The organism is Pseudomonas sessilinigenes, assembly GCF_003850565.1.
Classification (GTDB): domain Bacteria; phylum Pseudomonadota; class Gammaproteobacteria; order Pseudomonadales; family Pseudomonadaceae; genus Aquipseudomonas; species Aquipseudomonas sessilinigenes.
In genome coordinates, this window is the sequence record NZ_CP027706.1 from 4,987,758 (window position 1) to 5,003,195 (window position 15,438).

Genomic DNA, 15,438 nt, shown 5'->3' on the forward strand with positions numbered 1-15,438 from the left:
CGGGCCAGCCTCGCATCCTACGGATACGGGGGATTCATTTCCTGGCGACGATCACGGCGCGCATCGGCGCCGGCAGGCCTTCGATGGTCTTGCTGTGGTCGTCGGGGTCGAGGAAGTCGCTCAGGGACTGGTACTTCATCCACTCGGTGGCCCGCTGTTCCTGCACGCTGGTCAGGCTGACATCCACGCAGCGCACGTCGCTGAACCCGGCGCGCCGCAGCCACAGCTCCAGGGCCGGTACCGACGGCAGGAACCACACGTTGCGCATCTGTGCGTAGCGGTCTTCCGGCACCAGTACCTGCTGCTGGTCGCCTTCGACCACCAGGGTCTCCAGCACCAGTTCGCCCCCCTTGACCAGGCAGTCCTTGAGCGCCAGCAGGTGCTCGATGGGCGAGCGGCGGTGGTAGAACACCCCCATGGAGAACACGGTGTCGAACCCTTCGAGATTCGACGGCAGGTCCTCGAAGGGGAACGGCAGGTGCCAGGCCTTGGGTTGTTCCAGGTAGCGCTGCACCGCCTGGAACTGGCAGAAGAACAGCCAATTCGGATCGACGCCGATCACGCTGTCGGCGCCAGCGCCGAGCATGCGCCACATGTAGTAGCCATTGCCGCAGCCGACGTCGAGGATGCGCTTGCCCTGCAGGTCAAGGTGCGGCGCGACCCGCGACCACTTCCAGTCCGAGCGCCATTCGGTATCCACATGCACGCCGAACAGGTCGAACGGGCCCTTGCGCCAAGGGCTCAGGCCCATCAGGGCAGTGCGCATCCGCTCGCGGGTCGCGGTGTCGCAATCAGTGTCCAGGACCAGGCCGTTGAGCAAGTCGATTTTACTGGGGCGCACATTCGGCAGGGCGTCCAGGGCACTTTGCCAGCGGGCCAGGTCGCCATGGCCCTTTTCCATCTTGGCATCGAGTTGCGCTTGCAGGCCCTGGGCCCAGACGGCCAGGGGAGTGCCCACCAGATGGCGGGCCAGGGGGGATAGATCGATCATGGCAGGGCAATCAACGAAGCAAAGTTAAGGCATTGGAACCACGGCACGACTTTCGAGAAACCGGCGGCCAGCAGGCGCTCGCGGTGTTCCTCGAGGCTGTCGGGCTTCATGACATTCTCGATGGCACTGCGTTTCTGGGCGATCTCCAACTCGCTGTAGCCGTTGGCGCGCTTGAAGGCGACGTGCAGGTCGGTGAGCAGCTCATGCTCCTGGGCGTCGTTGAAGCGCAGCTTTTCCGAGAGGATCAGGGCGCCGCCGGGCAGCAGTGCCTGACGGATGCGCGTCAGCAGTGCCTGGCGCTGTTCAGGGGCGATGAACTGCAAGGTGAAGTTCATCGCCACCACCGAGGCCGGCTGGAAGTCCAGGGCCAGGATGTCACCCTCGATCACCTGCACGGGCAGCAACTCCTGGAACATCGAGTCCTGGCCGTTGAGGTACTCCCGGCAGCGCTCGACCATGGCCGCCGAGTTGTCCACGGCGATCACCCGGCAGCCGTCGCTGCGCACATGGCGACGCAGGGCCTGGGTCACCGCTCCGAGGGAGGCGCCGAGGTCGTAGAGCACGCTGTTGGGCTGGGCGAACTGCGCCGCCAGGACCCCGAGGTTCTCGACGATGGTCGGGTAGCCGGGTACCGAGCGCTTGATCATGTCCGGGAAGACTCGCACCACATCTTCGTTGAAGGCGAAGTCGGGCACTTGGGCCAGAGGCTGGGCGAATAGGCGATCGGGTTCTTTGCTCACGGCGGTTCCGGTGCTGGCGATAAAAAAGAGGGGCGGCATTGTAGCCGCTGCGGCCCGTTGCGATAAGGCCTGGGGGACCGGGGGCGGCACCGGGTGTCGCCCCTGCGCGGCTAGCGCGGCTTCTGGCTGAAGGCCGAAGCGGCGATGCCCCACTGGCCCAGCCAGTAGAAAATGATGATCAGGTAGGGCGCGGCGGCGAAGGCCCCGACGAAGCGGCTCAGGCCGATCAGGCTATCGGAGAAGGCGAAGCTCAAGGCGCCGAGTGCGGCCAGGGCCGCCGAACGCTTGGGCACTGCTGTGCCCAGGCGTGCCAGGGCCCGCCAGAGCATGGCGCTGATGGTCAGGGCATAGACGATCACCGGCACCAGCAATGGACCCAGGCCATGGGAAATCAGGATGCCCAATAGGGTCGCGCCGATGGCCAGCGCCAACAGCAGTGGCAGCAGCGCTGGGCGCCGGCAATCACTGAGGTAGGCCTTGAGGTAAGCCAAGTGGGCCACCAGGAAGGCGCCCAGGCCGAACACGAACAGGTCCATGGGCCAGGCCAGCAGGATATCGCCCAGGACCGAGAACAGCAGGCCAATGATGATCCAGCGCCGGTAGTCGCCAGGCGGCGCATCATGCAGCCAGCCCAGCAGGGCCAGCACCGGCAGGGGCTTGACCAGCAGGCACAGCAGGGTGGCATGTATAGCGGTGCCGTAGATGAAGGTCGCGGCGCCCATCAGCGCAAGGATTAGCCAGCCCATGTCAATTGACCGTGATCGAGCAGTCGAAGGCCTTGACCGGCGCTTCCTCCGGTGCCCAAGGCTGCTGGTAGGTCAGCAGCAGGCGGCCCGTGCCTTTGGCGAAGGCCTGGAAGCGCCAGGTCGAGAAGCCGCCACTGCCGACCAGGCCAGTGTCTTCCGGATTGCTGTAGACCTCGGGGCTGACCTTGCGCAGGATGCCGCCGGCCGAGTCCTGGATCGCCCAGCGGTAACCCGTGGTGGGGTTGCTCGGCAGAGTGACGGTCAGGTTCTGCCCCTCGTGCAGTTGCAGCGGGCATTCGCTCTGCTTCTCCACGGTGACGTTTTGCTTGGGTTGGCTGGCGCAGGCGGCCAACAGGGCAAAGCTGAGCAGGGCGAGCAAGCGAGTGGTGGGCATGGGTCAGGAAGCTCCGATCGTTCATGACGAACGGCGAGCATAACTGAAGATGGAGCAATGTGTGGCAGGCTGTTGCAGGAGCGAAGCCGCTCGCGATGAACGATGGCGCAGTACGCCAGGTACTACGCATTGTGTCCATCGCGGGCAAGCCCCGCTCCTGCAGATCCCGGGTTAGAACAGCACCTTGGCGACGTCAGAGAAGCGTTTGGCGAAATGCACGGTGATGCCTTCCTTGAGGTAGTCCGGCAACTCTTCGAAGTGCCCGCGGTTGGGCTCCGGCAGGATCAGTTCGTGGATCTTCTGCCGGCGTGCGGCGATTACCTTCTCGCGCACCCCGCCAATGGGCAGCACGTGGCCTGTGAGGGTCAGCTCGCCGGTCATGGCCACGCCTTTCTTCGGCGGCTGGTTACGTGCCAGGGACAGCAACGCGCTGGCCATGGTCACCCCGGCGCTGGGGCCGTCCTTGGGCGTGGCGCCCTCGGGTACGTGCAGGTGGACGAAGGCTTCGTCGAAGAACTTGCTGTCGCCGCCGAACTGCTTCAGGTGCGAGCTGACGTAGCTGTAGGCGATCTCCGCCGACTCCTTCATCACATCGCCCAACTGGCCGGTGAGCTTGAAGCCGCGGTTGTGGGTGTGGATGCGCGTGGCCTCGATGGGCAAGGTGGCGCCGCCCATGCTGGTCCAGGCCAGGCCGGTGATGACCCCGACCCCGCTCAGCACCTGCTCGTTGCGGAACACCGGCATGCCCAGGGAGGCTTCCAGGTCCTTGGGGCCGATCTTGATCCGTGCCTCGGGTTCGTCCAGCAGCCGCACCACGGCCTTGCGCACCAGCTTGCCCAGTTGTTTCTCCAGCTGGCGCACCCCGGCCTCGCGGGCGTAGCCGTCGATCACCGTGCGCAGGGCGCTGTCGCTGATGCTCAGGCTGGACTTGGCGACGCCGGCCTTGTGCAGTTGCTTGGGCCACAGGTGGCGCTTGGCGATGGCGAGTTTTTCCTCGGTGATGTAGCCCGACAGGCGAATCACTTCCATGCGGTCCAGCAGCGGTCCGGGGATGGCGTCCAGGGTGTTGGCGGTGCACACGAACAGGACCTTGGACAGGTCCATGCGCAGGTCCAGGTAATGGTCGAGGAAGTCGACGTTCTGCTCCGGGTCGAGGGTCTCCAGCAGTGCCGAAGCCGGGTCGCCCTGGTAGCTCTGGCCCATCTTGTCGATCTCGTCGAGCATGATCACCGGGTTCATCACCTCCACTTCCTTGAGGGCCTGCACCAGCTTGCCCGGCTGGGCGCCGATGTAGGTGCGGCGGTGGCCCTTGATCTCGGCCTCATCGCGCATGCCGCCAACGCTGAAGCGGAAGAACGGCCGGCCCAGGGATTCGGCGATGGATTTGCCGACGCTGGTCTTGCCGACGCCGGGCGGGCCCACCAGCAGCACGATGGAGCCGCTGATCTCGCCCTTGTAGGCACCCACGGCGAGGAACTCGAGGATGCGGTTCTTGATGTCGTCCAGGCCGGCGTGGTGCTGGTCCAGTACCTTGCGCGCGTGCTTGAGGTCGAGCTTGTCCTCGCCATAGATGCCCCAGGGCACGGCGGTGGCCCACTCCAGGTAGTTGCGGGTGACCGCATATTCCGGCGAGCCGGTCTCGAGGATCGACAGCTTGTTCATTTCCTCGGTGATGCGTTTCTGTGCCTGGGGCGGCAGGACCTTGCCCTGCAGGCGCTGCTCGAACTGTTCCAGGTCGGCGCTGCGATCGTCCTTGGTCAGCCCCAGTTCCTGCTGGATCACCTTGAGTTGTTCCTTGAGGAAGAACTCGCGCTGGTGCTCGCCGATCTTGCGGTTGACCTCGGCGGAAATCTCTTTCTGCAGGCGCGCGACTTCCACTTCCTTGCGCAGCATCGGCAGGACTTTCTCCATGCGCTTGAGCATGGGCACGCAGTCGAGTACTTCCTGCAACTCGTTGCCGGTGGCGGAGGTCAGGGCGGCGGCGAAGTCGGTCAGGGGCGATGGGTCGTTGGGGCTGAAGCGATTGAGGTAGTTCTTCAGCTCTTCGCTGTACAGCGGGTTGAGCGGCAGCAGCTCCTTGATCGCGTTGATCAGTGCCATGCCGTAGGCCTTGACCTCGTCGGTGGGCTCGGCCGGTTGGCGCGGGTACTCCACTTCCACCAGGTAGGGCGGGCGATGGTGCTTGAGCCAGGTGCGCACGCGCACCCGGGTCAGGCCCTGGGCGACGAATTGCAGCTTGCCGTTCTCGCGGCTGGCGTGGTGGACCTTGACCAGGGTGCCGTACTCCGGCAGCGCCGAAGTGTCGAAATGCCGTGGATCTTCCTGGGGGGTGTCCATGAAGAACAGGGCAAGGGAGTGATGTTCGGATTTGCTCACCAGCTCCAGGGTCTCGGCCCAGGGCTCTTCATTGACGATGACTGGCAAGACCTGGGCCGGGAAGAACGGCCGGTTGTGGATCGGGATGATGTAGACCTTGTCCGGGAGGGCCTGCCCTGGCAGGGCCAGGCCGGTGCCATGGGCGGCCGACTGTTCGGTGTCTTCCGGATCGACGTAGTCGCGTGGATCCTCGGGAAATTCTTGCTGGTCGCTCATGGAGACTCCTGCACGATGGGCTATGCAGGTTAGATGGGGCAGGTCATGACGGGTTTCAATGGGGGCACTGCGAACAGGGTCGCAGCTGCCCGGTTCTTTGGCCTGGCCTTTTTCAGCCGTCCTGGACAACCGGCATCGTCAAGGGTGCAGCATTTTCCCGATATTGGTTGTCAATAAAATGACTGCAAGATCACCAGTTATACTGCGCGATCTTCTATGATCGGCAGATAAATCTGAGTATCCGCAACGACGGAATAAAGATGCCATTTTTTTGACTTTTGCCTCCAGCGCTTCAGAGGGATGGGTATGAAGAACGGATTTCTCCGCTCCCAACGGCTGTCGCCCGTAACGCCGTGCTCAAGGGGGAGCTTGCAAGCGGAACGGTCGAGAGTGGCGATATGAGGTGGCGCCGAACCTTCCAGGCAAGAATTGTCGGGGTCTTGGCGCTGTTACTGCTGGTGCTGGTCGCTGCGGTGTATTTTGCCGTCAAGACCGCGACTACCCAGGCGGTGGAACGACAGGCACAACTGCAATTGAAGACCGGTACCCGGGTCTTCGAGCGCTTGCTGGACCTGCGGGGCCGCACCCTGCAATACGGTGTCGATTGGCTGGTGGTGGACTCGGAGTTCCGCCGTGCTGTGGTCAGTGGCAAACCCGTGGACATTCTCGCTGCCCTGGCCCGGCATCGCGGTGGTATCCGTTCCAGCGAGATGTTCGTGCTCAGCCCCGAGGGCCAGGTCGTCGCCAGCACGCTGCCGGCCATCTCCCGGGACCAACCCTTTCCCTACGACCAGGCCTTGCGTCGGGCCCTGCGGCACGACATCCACATGCTCTTGGTGTCGATCCAGGGCCGTCCCTATCTCCTGGTGCAAGGCGAGGTGCTGGAGTCGCTGCCGATCGCCCGGGTGGTGATGGGGTTTCCCATGGATGAAAACTTCGCTCTGGAACTGCGCTCGATGAGCAACCTGGAGGTGTCGTTCCTGGCGGTCGATGGGCAGAACGCCGGAGAGTTGTTCAGTACCCAGCCGGAGTCCTTGTGGTCGGCGATCATCAACATCCTGCGTGACTCGTTGTGGCAGCCGCTGCCGCAACTGAGTGAAATCCATGGTCAGCGCTTTCTCAACCAGGCGCTGCAACTGGCCAACACCGGCGGTGAAGACGACCCGCGGGTCATGGCCCTGCTGCAAAGCCCCATGGAGCAGGCCCTGGAGGCCTTCGCCCCGTTGGACAAGGAGTTCTTGTGGATTGCCGTGGTGGCGCTGGCGGGGTCCCTGGTCGGTGCATTGCTGATGGCGCGTTGGGTGGCCCGGCCCCTGGAGGACCTGGCCCTGGCTGCCCGGCGCATCGGCGCGGGCAACTACCAGGCCCCGGTGGCGAGCAAGCGCAGCGACGAGTTCGGAGTGCTCACCGATGCCTTCAACGCCATGCAGAGTGCGATCGCTACCCGCGAGCGGCAGTTGGCCCACAATGCCCTGCATGACCCCCAGACCGGCTTGCCCAACCGGGCGCTGGCCATTGAGCGCCTGAGCAAGGCCATTGCCGAACGGCGAAACGTGGTGTTGCTGTACCTGGGGGTGGATAACTACCGGGCGATCAACGAGGGCTTCGGGACCGAAGGCCTGGAGCAGATGATGGGCGAGCTCAGCTGGCGGCTGCGGGAGGTGCTGTCCCAGGGGGATACCGCTGCGCGTATTACCTCCAGCGAGTTTCTCCTGTTGCTGGAGAACACCGAGCTCAACGGCGCCATTGCCATGGCTGACCGGTTGCATGCGTTGCTGAGCCGGCCGCAGTTGATCCAGGGCGATGAAGTTCGCCTGCAGATCTGCGTAGGCGTGGCGGTGTATCCGGCCGACGGTCAATCGGCCGAGGAGCTGATCAGCCGCGCGGCCATCGCCCGGCATGATGCTTCGCTAAAGCCTGGCTACTTGCAGGTCTATCAACAGGATCGCGACCTGGCCCACCAACGGCAAATCAGCCTGATTCGCGATTTACGCCGTGCCGCGGCCGAGGGCGAGCTGTTTCTGCACTACCAGCCCAAGCTGGACCTGCGCCGGGACTACCTGCACCAGGCCGAGGCCCTGTTGCGCTGGCAGCACCCCGTGTTTGGCGTGGTATCGCCGGCCGAGTTCATCCCCCTGGCCGAGCGCACCGGCAGCATGCACAGCCTGACCTCCTGGGTGATCGAGGCTTGTATCCAGCAGTTGGCGCAGTGGAATCGCCGGGCCTTGCCGGTACGCCTGTCATTGAACATTTCTGCCAGGGACCTGGAGGACGATGGCCTGGAGGACCGGGTCAGCCAGTGCCTGGAGCGTCACCAGGTCGCGGCCGAGCAATTGGTGTTCGAGATTACCGAGAGCACCATCATGCGCCATCCGGAGCAGGCGTTGGCGGTACTCCAGCGCTTGCGTGGTTGCGGTATCAGCTTGTCGGTGGATGATTTCGGCACCGGCTATTCGTCCCTGGCGCAATTGCAACGCTTGCCGGTACAGGAGCTGAAGATCGACCAGTCGTTCATTCGCAACCTGGACGAAACCAGCGGCGATGCGGTGATCGTGCGTTCGACCATCGAAATGAGCCACAAGCTGGGGCTCAAGGTCGTGGCCGAAGGCGTGGAGTTCGAACACTGCCTGAAACTGCTGGAAAGCTGGGGGTGCGATACGGTGCAGGGCTACCTGATCAGTCGCCCCTTGTCGACCGAGGCTTTCGAGCACTGGCTGCTCAAATCCAGGGTCCCGGGCTGAGGGCGATGGTCGATCCGGGAAGCTCGCGACCGGGGGTCAGCAGGTTGCGGCTTGAGCCTTGGCCAGCAGCCTGTGCAGTTCGGGCTCGATCTGGTCTTCGGCGAGGCCGTCCATGACTTGCTGGATGCAGGGTGCATAGCGGCGCTCGATCGCTGTTTCTGCCCAGTCCAGTTCATAGATCGCCAGGATTCGTACATCCAGGTAGGTCGAATCAGCCAGCAGGCGCTTGAGCAAGTCGATGGCCACCGGGCTGCGCAGTTCACCCAGGGAGACAGTACAGCGTTGCTGCCAGTATTCGGGCTGGGACAGGAGAATGGCCTCCAGTCGCTGCCATTGTTCAGGAGTAAAGACCCGTAGCACGCCCCTGCCTACCTGTTCGGTGATGTATTCGTTCCAGTTGCTGGCTTGCGAGTCGCCGATCCAGTATTGCAACTGTTCGAACGGATCCTGGGGTACATCGCGATTCATGTGCGGTTCCTGTGGAGCGGGTTGCGGTGTGGAGAGTGAGTAGCGGATGCCATGGGCAATGCTCCCCGGCGGGGCTACCAGTTTCCGGCGAACTTCACTGCCGCCGCGGCCCGAGAGGGTACTTTCAGGGTGTGCAACAGGGACGAGACATGGATACGCACGGTGAACGGCGAGATATCCAGCTCGCGAGCGATCTCCTTGTTGGTCTTGCCCTGGGCAATCAGGCGTAGCACCTCCTGCTGGCGAGTGGTCAGCGAGCTGATCTCGGAGCAGACATCCAGGGGCAGCAGCAGGCCGGAGGGGGCGTACTTGACCACGACTTCCCCCTGGCGGATATCCAGGATCGCCTGGGCGATTTCCTCCGGGCAGATGTTCTTGCCGATGAATCCGTCGGCTCCCGCGGCCATCACTTCGCTGATCAGGTCCTGATTGTCGATCATCGACACCACGATGATCGAGGTCCGGGGCAGTTGCAGGCGCAAATCGGTGATCATGCCGATCGAGGTCAGCCCGGGAAAACGCAGGTCGAGGATCAATGAATCCGGCTCCTCGCCGGTCTGGGCGAGGGCGAGTACCGCTGCCAGGTCACCGGCTTCTTCGAGCACGGCTTCGGGTAGCAGGCGTTGGATGGTACTGCGCATCCCCTCGCGGAACAGGGGGTGGTCGTCAGCGACGATGATCCGGCATGTCATGTCTTGAAACTCCTTGAAACATACAGTCCTGGGGGCATGCTACCTTGGCGGTCCGGCACTGTACCTGCCCACTGGTCGTGTCCGGTACCCCATGTCTTCAGGTAGGACCACGCAAACCGGCGGATTGCACAAGGAGGTGATTGGATGAAAGCAGAGAAGGACAGCGAACTCGACCAGGCCACGCTACGCATCATCGTGGCCAGTTGCGCGCTGGTCTATGTCACCGTGACCAGTTGCCTGCCGGGGCAGGATTTCTACATCTACTTGCCGGTGATCATCTACATCATCGTCTTCACCCTGGTTTCCATCGGCCTGCGCCTGGCCATTGCCCGCTGGCCCGGCCATTACCCGATCCGACGGGTTTTTGGGATGGTCTATGACTACACCGGCACCTGCTTCGGCCTGGTGATGGGCGGCGAGGGCGCGCTGCCCATCTATGCGGTGATGGTCTGGGTCAACCTGGGCAACGGCATGCGTTTCGGCTCGCGCTACCTGGCCATCGCCACGGTACTGGCGTTGTTCGCGCTGTTCATGGTCTACCTGTTGACCCCGTACTGGCAAAGCCAGCCCTACATGGTGCTGATGCTGATGGTCACCAGTACGGTGATCCCGGTCTATGCCCATATCCTGCTCAAGCGCACCCGGCTGGCCTCCGAGCAAGCCATTGCCGCCAACCTGGAAAAATCGCGTTTTTTGGCCCAGGCCAGCCATGACCTGCGCCAGCCGATCCACTCCATCGGCCTGTTCACCGCCTGTCTGCGCGAGGCCGACCTGGGCCAGGAGGAGCGGCGGCTGGTGGACAACATCGACCGTTCGCTGCTCAACGTGTCGCAGTTGTTCCGCTCGATCCTCGACCTCTACACCCTGGACAACGGGCGCGTGCAGCCCAAGTACGAAACCGTGCACCTGGGGCAGTTACTGCGCGACCTGGTACGCCAGAACGCCGAAGCGGCGCGCTGGGCCGGGGTCGAGCTGCGGCTTCGGCCCTGCAACCATTGGGTGCGCATCGACCCAGGGCTGCTGGCCACCATGGTGCAGAACGTCTTGTCCAATTGCTTCAAGTACGCACCGCAGGGGCCCGTGCTGATTGGCGTGCGCCGCTGCGGCCAGGGCCTGGCCATCGAGATCCATGACCGTGGGCGCGGTATCGCCGAAGAGCACCTGCCGCGGATCTTCGAAGAGTTCTACCGGGTCCGCCAATTGCGCGACAAGGATGTCGAGGGCGTGGGCCTGGGGTTGTCCATCGTCAAGCGCCTGGGGCAACTGGTGGACCTGGAGGTACGCTTGCGCTCGCGGGTTGACCACGGCACCAGCGTGACCCTGTCGGGCCTGCAACCGGCCGCGCCGCAGCAATTGCGCCGCCATGACGAGGCGCTGCAGAACGGCCTGCTGAGCGGGTTGCGGGTTTGCCTGGTGGAAGATGACCGCAACGTGCTGCTGGCGACCTCGGCGCTATTGGAGCGTTGGGGGTGTGTGGTCCAGGCCGAGGCGTCGGCCGAGGACCTGGTGACCGATTGCGACATCATCGTCGCCGACTATGACCTGGGCACCCGGCTCTCGGGCATTGAGTGCATCGACAACATCCGCCAGCAGCGGGGCTGGGAAGTGCCGGCGCTGATCATCACCGGCCACGATATCGAGAAGATCCATGCCGCGCTGCATGATCGCAACATCGCCATCCTGTCCAAGCCAGTGCGGCCGGTGGAGTTGCGGGCTACCTTGCGTGCCTTGCGCGAGACGCCAGTAGCGCTGGTTCACCAAGTTGGGGCGTAGCGGACGCTACCAGGTCCGGCACGGGATGAGCAGGGGGTAGTTGGTCATGGTCAGCTTCTTGTTGTCGCCGCTGGCGAGTTCGACGAAGTCATCCAGCATGCCCGAGTACGAAGAGATCGAGCTGCGCTCGGTGTAGTAGTGGGTGGTCACCGGCCCGTAGTTGGTGTTGCTCTGGCCGGTGCCCACGTACTCGTTCCAGCGGCTGGTGCCGTACACCATGTCCTGACCCTGGACGAAGTATCGGCCCGGTTGCAGGCCGGTGAACTGGAAGATGCCGTCGTCGTTGGTCCGGGTTACCCGGTGCACGGCCACGGCCTCGGGGAGCATGCTCACCGGTGCGCCTTCGGGCTGGGATGAGCGCAACTTGTGCCAGGCCTGCAAGTGCGGGGTGGCCGGATAGAGATAGATCTCGACGTTGCGGCTGCTCTCGATGCCATCGTTGCCGACGATGCAGAACTTGCCGGTGAGGGTTGCCGTGCCCGGTTGCAGGGCCGCACGTGCGGCCTGGGTGTCGAAGGGGACGTCGGGGTATTGCACGCTGGGGACCTTCACCAGCGGGTATTCGTCCAGGGTTCGTCCCTGGCGCGGGGCGCAGGCGCTCAAGGCACAGGCGAGCAGCACCGTACCGGAGACCATGAATAGGCGAGATGTCATGACGGCGGGACCTTTGTGTGCAGGGAAGTAGCGCGTTCGCGCAGCCCCGCCCTGCGCCGGGCAGGTGCGGTGGCTCGTCGCGAGTTTCCGGGGTGGCCGCTTTATTCCTTGTTGCACTCGGCGGGCATCGAAACCAGGCCACCCATGCTGGCAAAGGCAATCATGCCGCCGGAGGGCAGCACGCAGTTGTAGCCACCGGCGCTGGTGTTGGCGGTGAAGTAGGTCTGGGTATTGTCGTTGCGTACATTCGAGACGCTGGTCACGTTCTTGCCAATGGTGAGTTGGGCACGGTTTCTCAGGTCGTCGTTGCTGGGCTTGGCAACGGCGCAACCGGCGAGGGCCAGCACCAGTCCGCTGAGCAGGGTGATGGAGCGGATGTTGGAATGGAGTTTCATGATGACGCTTCCTTGGTGTTGTAGTTTCTTTCCACGGCGCAGCCGTCCCCCGCACCGCAGGATGGCAGTGTTGGTGGGAACGAGGTGGTTGGCCGCAACTATAGCGCCGGGGTCGGGGAGGGTCGATTAGCACAGATGGGCTAATGTCCCTTTGCAATTACTCGAGTTGGTAGGGTCATTCGGCCAGTTGTTCCTGCAGGCGGCGGCCCAGCACATCCAGCAGGTCGCAGCCATCACGCAAGGGAATGACGCACAGTTGGGCGAAGTCCTGGAGTAATTGCGGATTGCCACCGAGATGGTCCTGGCTGGCAATGCTTTCCAGCAGTTGGGTCGCGGCACGGATACGGTGGATGGCCGCTTCGTGCAGGGCATCCAGCGGAGCCTGGGTATCCACCAGCAGGGCGGGGATGTCGTAGTCGTTGCCAGTGAGGGGCATGAAGCGCCTTGGGGAGTGTGCGGTGTCGTCGTCCATTGCCTGGGGCCTGCCCGGTGATTCTGCCGACCTTAAAGGCAGGCGGCCGCAGGGAACAAGGTGATGCTGTTCTCTGTGAGCTGTAGGACTTTTCAACACCCATGGCTGTAGCCGCTGCCGAGCCTGCGAGGCTGCGCCAAGGCCCGTAGGGGCTTCCTGGGTCTGCGGCCCTACGCAGCCGCGAGCGGCTACGCGAAGCAGCTCTGACTCTGCGGCAGCCGTTACACGAAGGCATGTGAGGGCGGGCACAAAAAAGGCGGCTACCCGTAGGTAGCCGCCTTTTCAGTTACTGTCAGGGCTTATTCCGACAGTTTGTAGGCAATGATGTAGTCGCCCATCTTGGTGCCCAGGGAGCCGTGGCCACCCACGACCACCAGCACGTACTGCTTGCCGTCCTGGCCGGTGTAGCTCATCGGCGTGGCCTGGCCGCCGGCCGGCAGGCGGGACTTCCACAGTTCCTTGCCGTTCTTCACGTCATAACCGCGGATGTACTGGTCCAGGGTACCGCTGAGGAAGCCCACGCCACCGGCGGTGACCATGGAGCCGCCCATGCTCGGCACGCCCATCGGCAGGCCGATCGGGATCGGCGAGCTGTCACGGCTGGTGCCGTTCTTGTGCTTCCACACCACCTTGTTGGTGGTCAGGTCGATACCGGCGACGTAGCCCCAGGCCGGCGCCTGGCAGGGCACGCCGAGCGGCGACATGAACGGATGCATGATCACCGCATAGGGAGCGCCGGTGTTGGGTTGCACGCCCGAGGTCTCGCTTTCGCGCTTGCTGTCGGCGGCCACTTCGGCGCGCGGTACCAGCTTGGACACGAAGGCCATGTAGTTCGGGCTGGTGAACAGCAGCTGGCGTACCGGATCCAGCGATACGCTGCCCCAGTTGAACACGCCGACGTTACCCGGATAGATCAGGCTGCCCTGCACCGATGGTGGGGTGTACTGGCCGTCGTAGCGCAGCTCCTTGAACTGGATGCGGCACAGCATCTGGTCGAATGGAGTGGCGCCCCACATGGCTTTTTCGTCCAGAGGCGGGTTCAGCAGGTTCAGGTCCGAACGGGCCTGGGTCGGTGCGGTGTGGTCGCCTTCCACGGCTCCGGTCGGGGCTGGGATCTCGCGGATCGGCACGATCGGGGTACCGTCGCGACGGTCCAGCACATACAGGCTGCCTTGCTTGGTCGGTTGGATCAGCGCCGGCTTGATGCCATCCGCAGTCTTCATGTCCAGCAGGGTTGGCTGGCTGCCTACGTCCATGTCCCACAGGTCGTGGTGGGTGAACTGGTAGTTCCAGCGCAGCTTGCCGGTGTCGATATCCAGGGCCACGGTGCCGGCGCTGAATTTCTCGGCACCTGCGGTGCGGTTGCCGCCCCATTGGTCGGGCATCTGGTTGCCCAGTGGCAGGTAGACCAGGCCCAGTTTCTCGTCGACGCTGGCCAGGGACCACATGTTCGGCGAGTTGCGGGTGTAGGTCTTGCCTTCAGGCAGCGGCGTGGTTTCGTCGGGGTTGCCCGAGTCCCAGTTCCAGACCAGGTGGCCGTCATGCACGTCGAAGGCGCGGATCACCCCGGACGGCTCGTTGGTCGATTCGTTATCGGTCACGTGACCGCCGATGATCACCAGGTTGCGGGTAATGGCCGCCGGCGAGGTGGAGTAGTAGCCACCGGGAGTGAACGAGCCGATACCGGCCTTGAGGTCCACGGCACCCTTGTTGCCGAAGTCTTCGCAGACCTTGCCGGTGTCGGCGTTGATGGCGATCAGGCGCGCATCGGCGGTCGGCAGGAACAGGCGGCGTGGGCAGCTGGTGGCGATGGCCTGGCCGGCAGGGGACAGGGTCGCCGGACGGCTGATGGCGTCGGAGTTCTGGTAGTTGGCTTCGTCGTAGTACGACACGCCACGGCAGGTCATGTGGGCCCAGCCACGGAAGTCGTCACCATTGGGGCCTTGGATCTGTGGGTCGAAGCGCCAGATTTCCTTGCCGGTATCCGGGTCCAGTGCCAGCACCTTGCTGTGGGCGGTGCAGGCATAGAGCTTGCCGTTGACCTTCAGCGGGGTGTTCTGGTTGGTGATCTCCACCGGGTCCTTGGCGGTCGGCATGTCGCCGGTGCGGATGCGCCAGGCTTCCTGCAGCTTGCCGATGTTGGCCGGAGTGATCTGCTTGAGCGGCGAGTAACGATCACCGAATTCGGTACGGCCGTAGGCCTGCCAGTCGCCATCCGGTATGGCCGGTGCGGTGCTGGCCATGTCCGCGCTGTCGCGGCCCAGGTCGCCGGAGATTTCCCCCGGGTTGGTGAACTGGCTGCCGATGGCGGCGCCACCAGCCAGGACCACGGCCACGCTCAGGGCCGCAGTGCCCATCGGTGCCGGGCCATCGCGCAGCAGTGGGCGACGGAACCAGGGCAGCAGCAGGACCACGCCCAGGGCGAACCACAACGACAGGCGCGGTACCAGTTGCCACCAGTCCAGGCCGATTTCCCACAGCGACCAGATGGTACTGGCGAACAGCACCAGAGCGTACAGGCCCAGTGCCGCGCGTTTTCCGGCCAGCAACAGCAGGCCGGTCAGCGTCAGGCCGATACCGGCCAGGACGTAGTACAGCGAGCCGCCGAGCATGCTCAGCTTGATCCCCCCGGCCAGTAAGGCCAGGCCCATTAGCAGCAGCAAGATCCCGAGCAGCCTTGGTGGCAAGCGGCTCGGGCTCGAAGCGCCCTCTGTGCTCATAGTGTGGTTCTCCGTGACGTTAAGAATGTACCCGCGCATGTTCACTGTAGATGACGTTCA

General features: G+C 63.9%; 13 protein-coding genes. 2 read left to right on the top strand and 11 right to left on the bottom strand.

Annotated elements, in window-relative coordinates:
* Window positions 1-34: 34 nt before the first annotated feature.
* The 5 genes from cmoB to lon all read right to left on the bottom strand — a co-directional run bounded on the left by cmoB (window position 35) and on the right by lon (window position 5,463).
* Window positions 35-991, bottom strand: a complete 957-nt coding sequence (cmoB, locus tag C4K39_RS23260; RefSeq protein ID WP_124347509.1) for a tRNA 5-methoxyuridine(34)/uridine 5-oxyacetic acid(34) synthase CmoB — start codon at window positions 989-991, stop codon at window positions 35-37.
* A complete protein-coding gene (gene cmoA, locus C4K39_RS23265; protein ID WP_068584824.1) occupies window positions 988-1,731 on the bottom strand; it encodes a carboxy-S-adenosyl-L-methionine synthase CmoA in 744 nt (247 codons plus the stop codon). The genes cmoB and cmoA overlap by 4 nt, the downstream gene beginning before the upstream one ends.
* Before the next feature lie 110 nt (window positions 1,732-1,841).
* Window positions 1,842-2,477, bottom strand: a complete 636-nt coding sequence (locus tag C4K39_RS23270) for a lysoplasmalogenase (RefSeq protein ID WP_068584828.1) — start codon at window positions 2,475-2,477, stop codon at window positions 1,842-1,844.
* Between the two features lies 1 nt (window position 2,478).
* On the bottom strand, window positions 2,479-2,871 hold the full coding sequence (locus tag C4K39_RS23275) for a protease inhibitor I42 family protein (protein ID WP_068584831.1): 393 nt from the start codon (window positions 2,869-2,871) through the stop codon (window positions 2,479-2,481).
* Window positions 2,872-3,042: 171 nt separating this feature from the next.
* Window positions 3,043-5,463: an endopeptidase La gene (gene lon / locus C4K39_RS23280; protein WP_068584836.1), complete on the bottom strand. Its 2,421-nt coding sequence runs from the start codon at window positions 5,461-5,463 to the stop codon at window positions 3,043-3,045.
* Between the two features lie 398 nt (window positions 5,464-5,861).
* Between lon and C4K39_RS23285 the strand changes: the two genes are divergently transcribed.
* Complete coding sequence (locus tag C4K39_RS23285; protein ID WP_124347510.1) at window positions 5,862-8,204, top strand: putative bifunctional diguanylate cyclase/phosphodiesterase; 2,343 nt, start codon at window positions 5,862-5,864, stop codon at window positions 8,202-8,204.
* A gap of 36 nt (window positions 8,205-8,240) precedes the next feature.
* Here C4K39_RS23285 and C4K39_RS23290 read toward each other — a convergent pair whose 3' ends face one another.
* Entirely contained in the window at window positions 8,241-8,672 is a 432-nt protein-coding gene (locus C4K39_RS23290; RefSeq protein ID WP_124347511.1) for a HEAT repeat domain-containing protein, read from the bottom strand.
* A gap of 74 nt (window positions 8,673-8,746) precedes the next feature.
* Complete coding sequence (locus tag C4K39_RS23295; protein WP_068584844.1) at window positions 8,747-9,364, bottom strand: LuxR C-terminal-related transcriptional regulator; 618 nt, start codon at window positions 9,362-9,364, stop codon at window positions 8,747-8,749.
* Window positions 9,365-9,508: 144 nt separating this feature from the next.
* Between C4K39_RS23295 and C4K39_RS23300 the strand changes: the two genes are divergently transcribed.
* Window positions 9,509-11,137, top strand: a complete 1,629-nt coding sequence (locus tag C4K39_RS23300) for an ATP-binding response regulator (RefSeq protein WP_124347512.1) — start codon at window positions 9,509-9,511, stop codon at window positions 11,135-11,137.
* A gap of 6 nt (window positions 11,138-11,143) precedes the next feature.
* Here the strand turns inward: C4K39_RS23300 and C4K39_RS23305 are convergent, their stop codons facing one another.
* From C4K39_RS23305 to C4K39_RS23320, 4 genes are all read right to left on the bottom strand, one after another.
* The gene (locus C4K39_RS23305; RefSeq protein ID WP_124347513.1) at window positions 11,144-11,791 is read right to left on the bottom strand and encodes a carboxypeptidase-like regulatory domain-containing protein; all 648 of its coding nucleotides are present in this window, start codon (window positions 11,789-11,791) and stop codon (window positions 11,144-11,146) included.
* 101 nt (window positions 11,792-11,892) lie between these two features.
* A complete protein-coding gene (locus C4K39_RS23310) occupies window positions 11,893-12,186 on the bottom strand; it encodes a hypothetical protein (RefSeq protein WP_068584854.1) in 294 nt (97 codons plus the stop codon).
* Window positions 12,187-12,361: 175 nt separating this feature from the next.
* Window positions 12,362-12,658, bottom strand: coding sequence for a hypothetical protein (locus C4K39_RS23315; RefSeq protein ID WP_068584857.1), 297 nt, complete (start codon window positions 12,656-12,658; stop codon window positions 12,362-12,364).
* Between the two features lie 299 nt (window positions 12,659-12,957).
* Window positions 12,958-15,378, bottom strand: a complete 2,421-nt coding sequence (locus tag C4K39_RS23320) for a glucose/quinate/shikimate family membrane-bound PQQ-dependent dehydrogenase (RefSeq protein WP_068584860.1) — start codon at window positions 15,376-15,378, stop codon at window positions 12,958-12,960.
* Window positions 15,379-15,438: the final 60 nt, after the last annotated feature.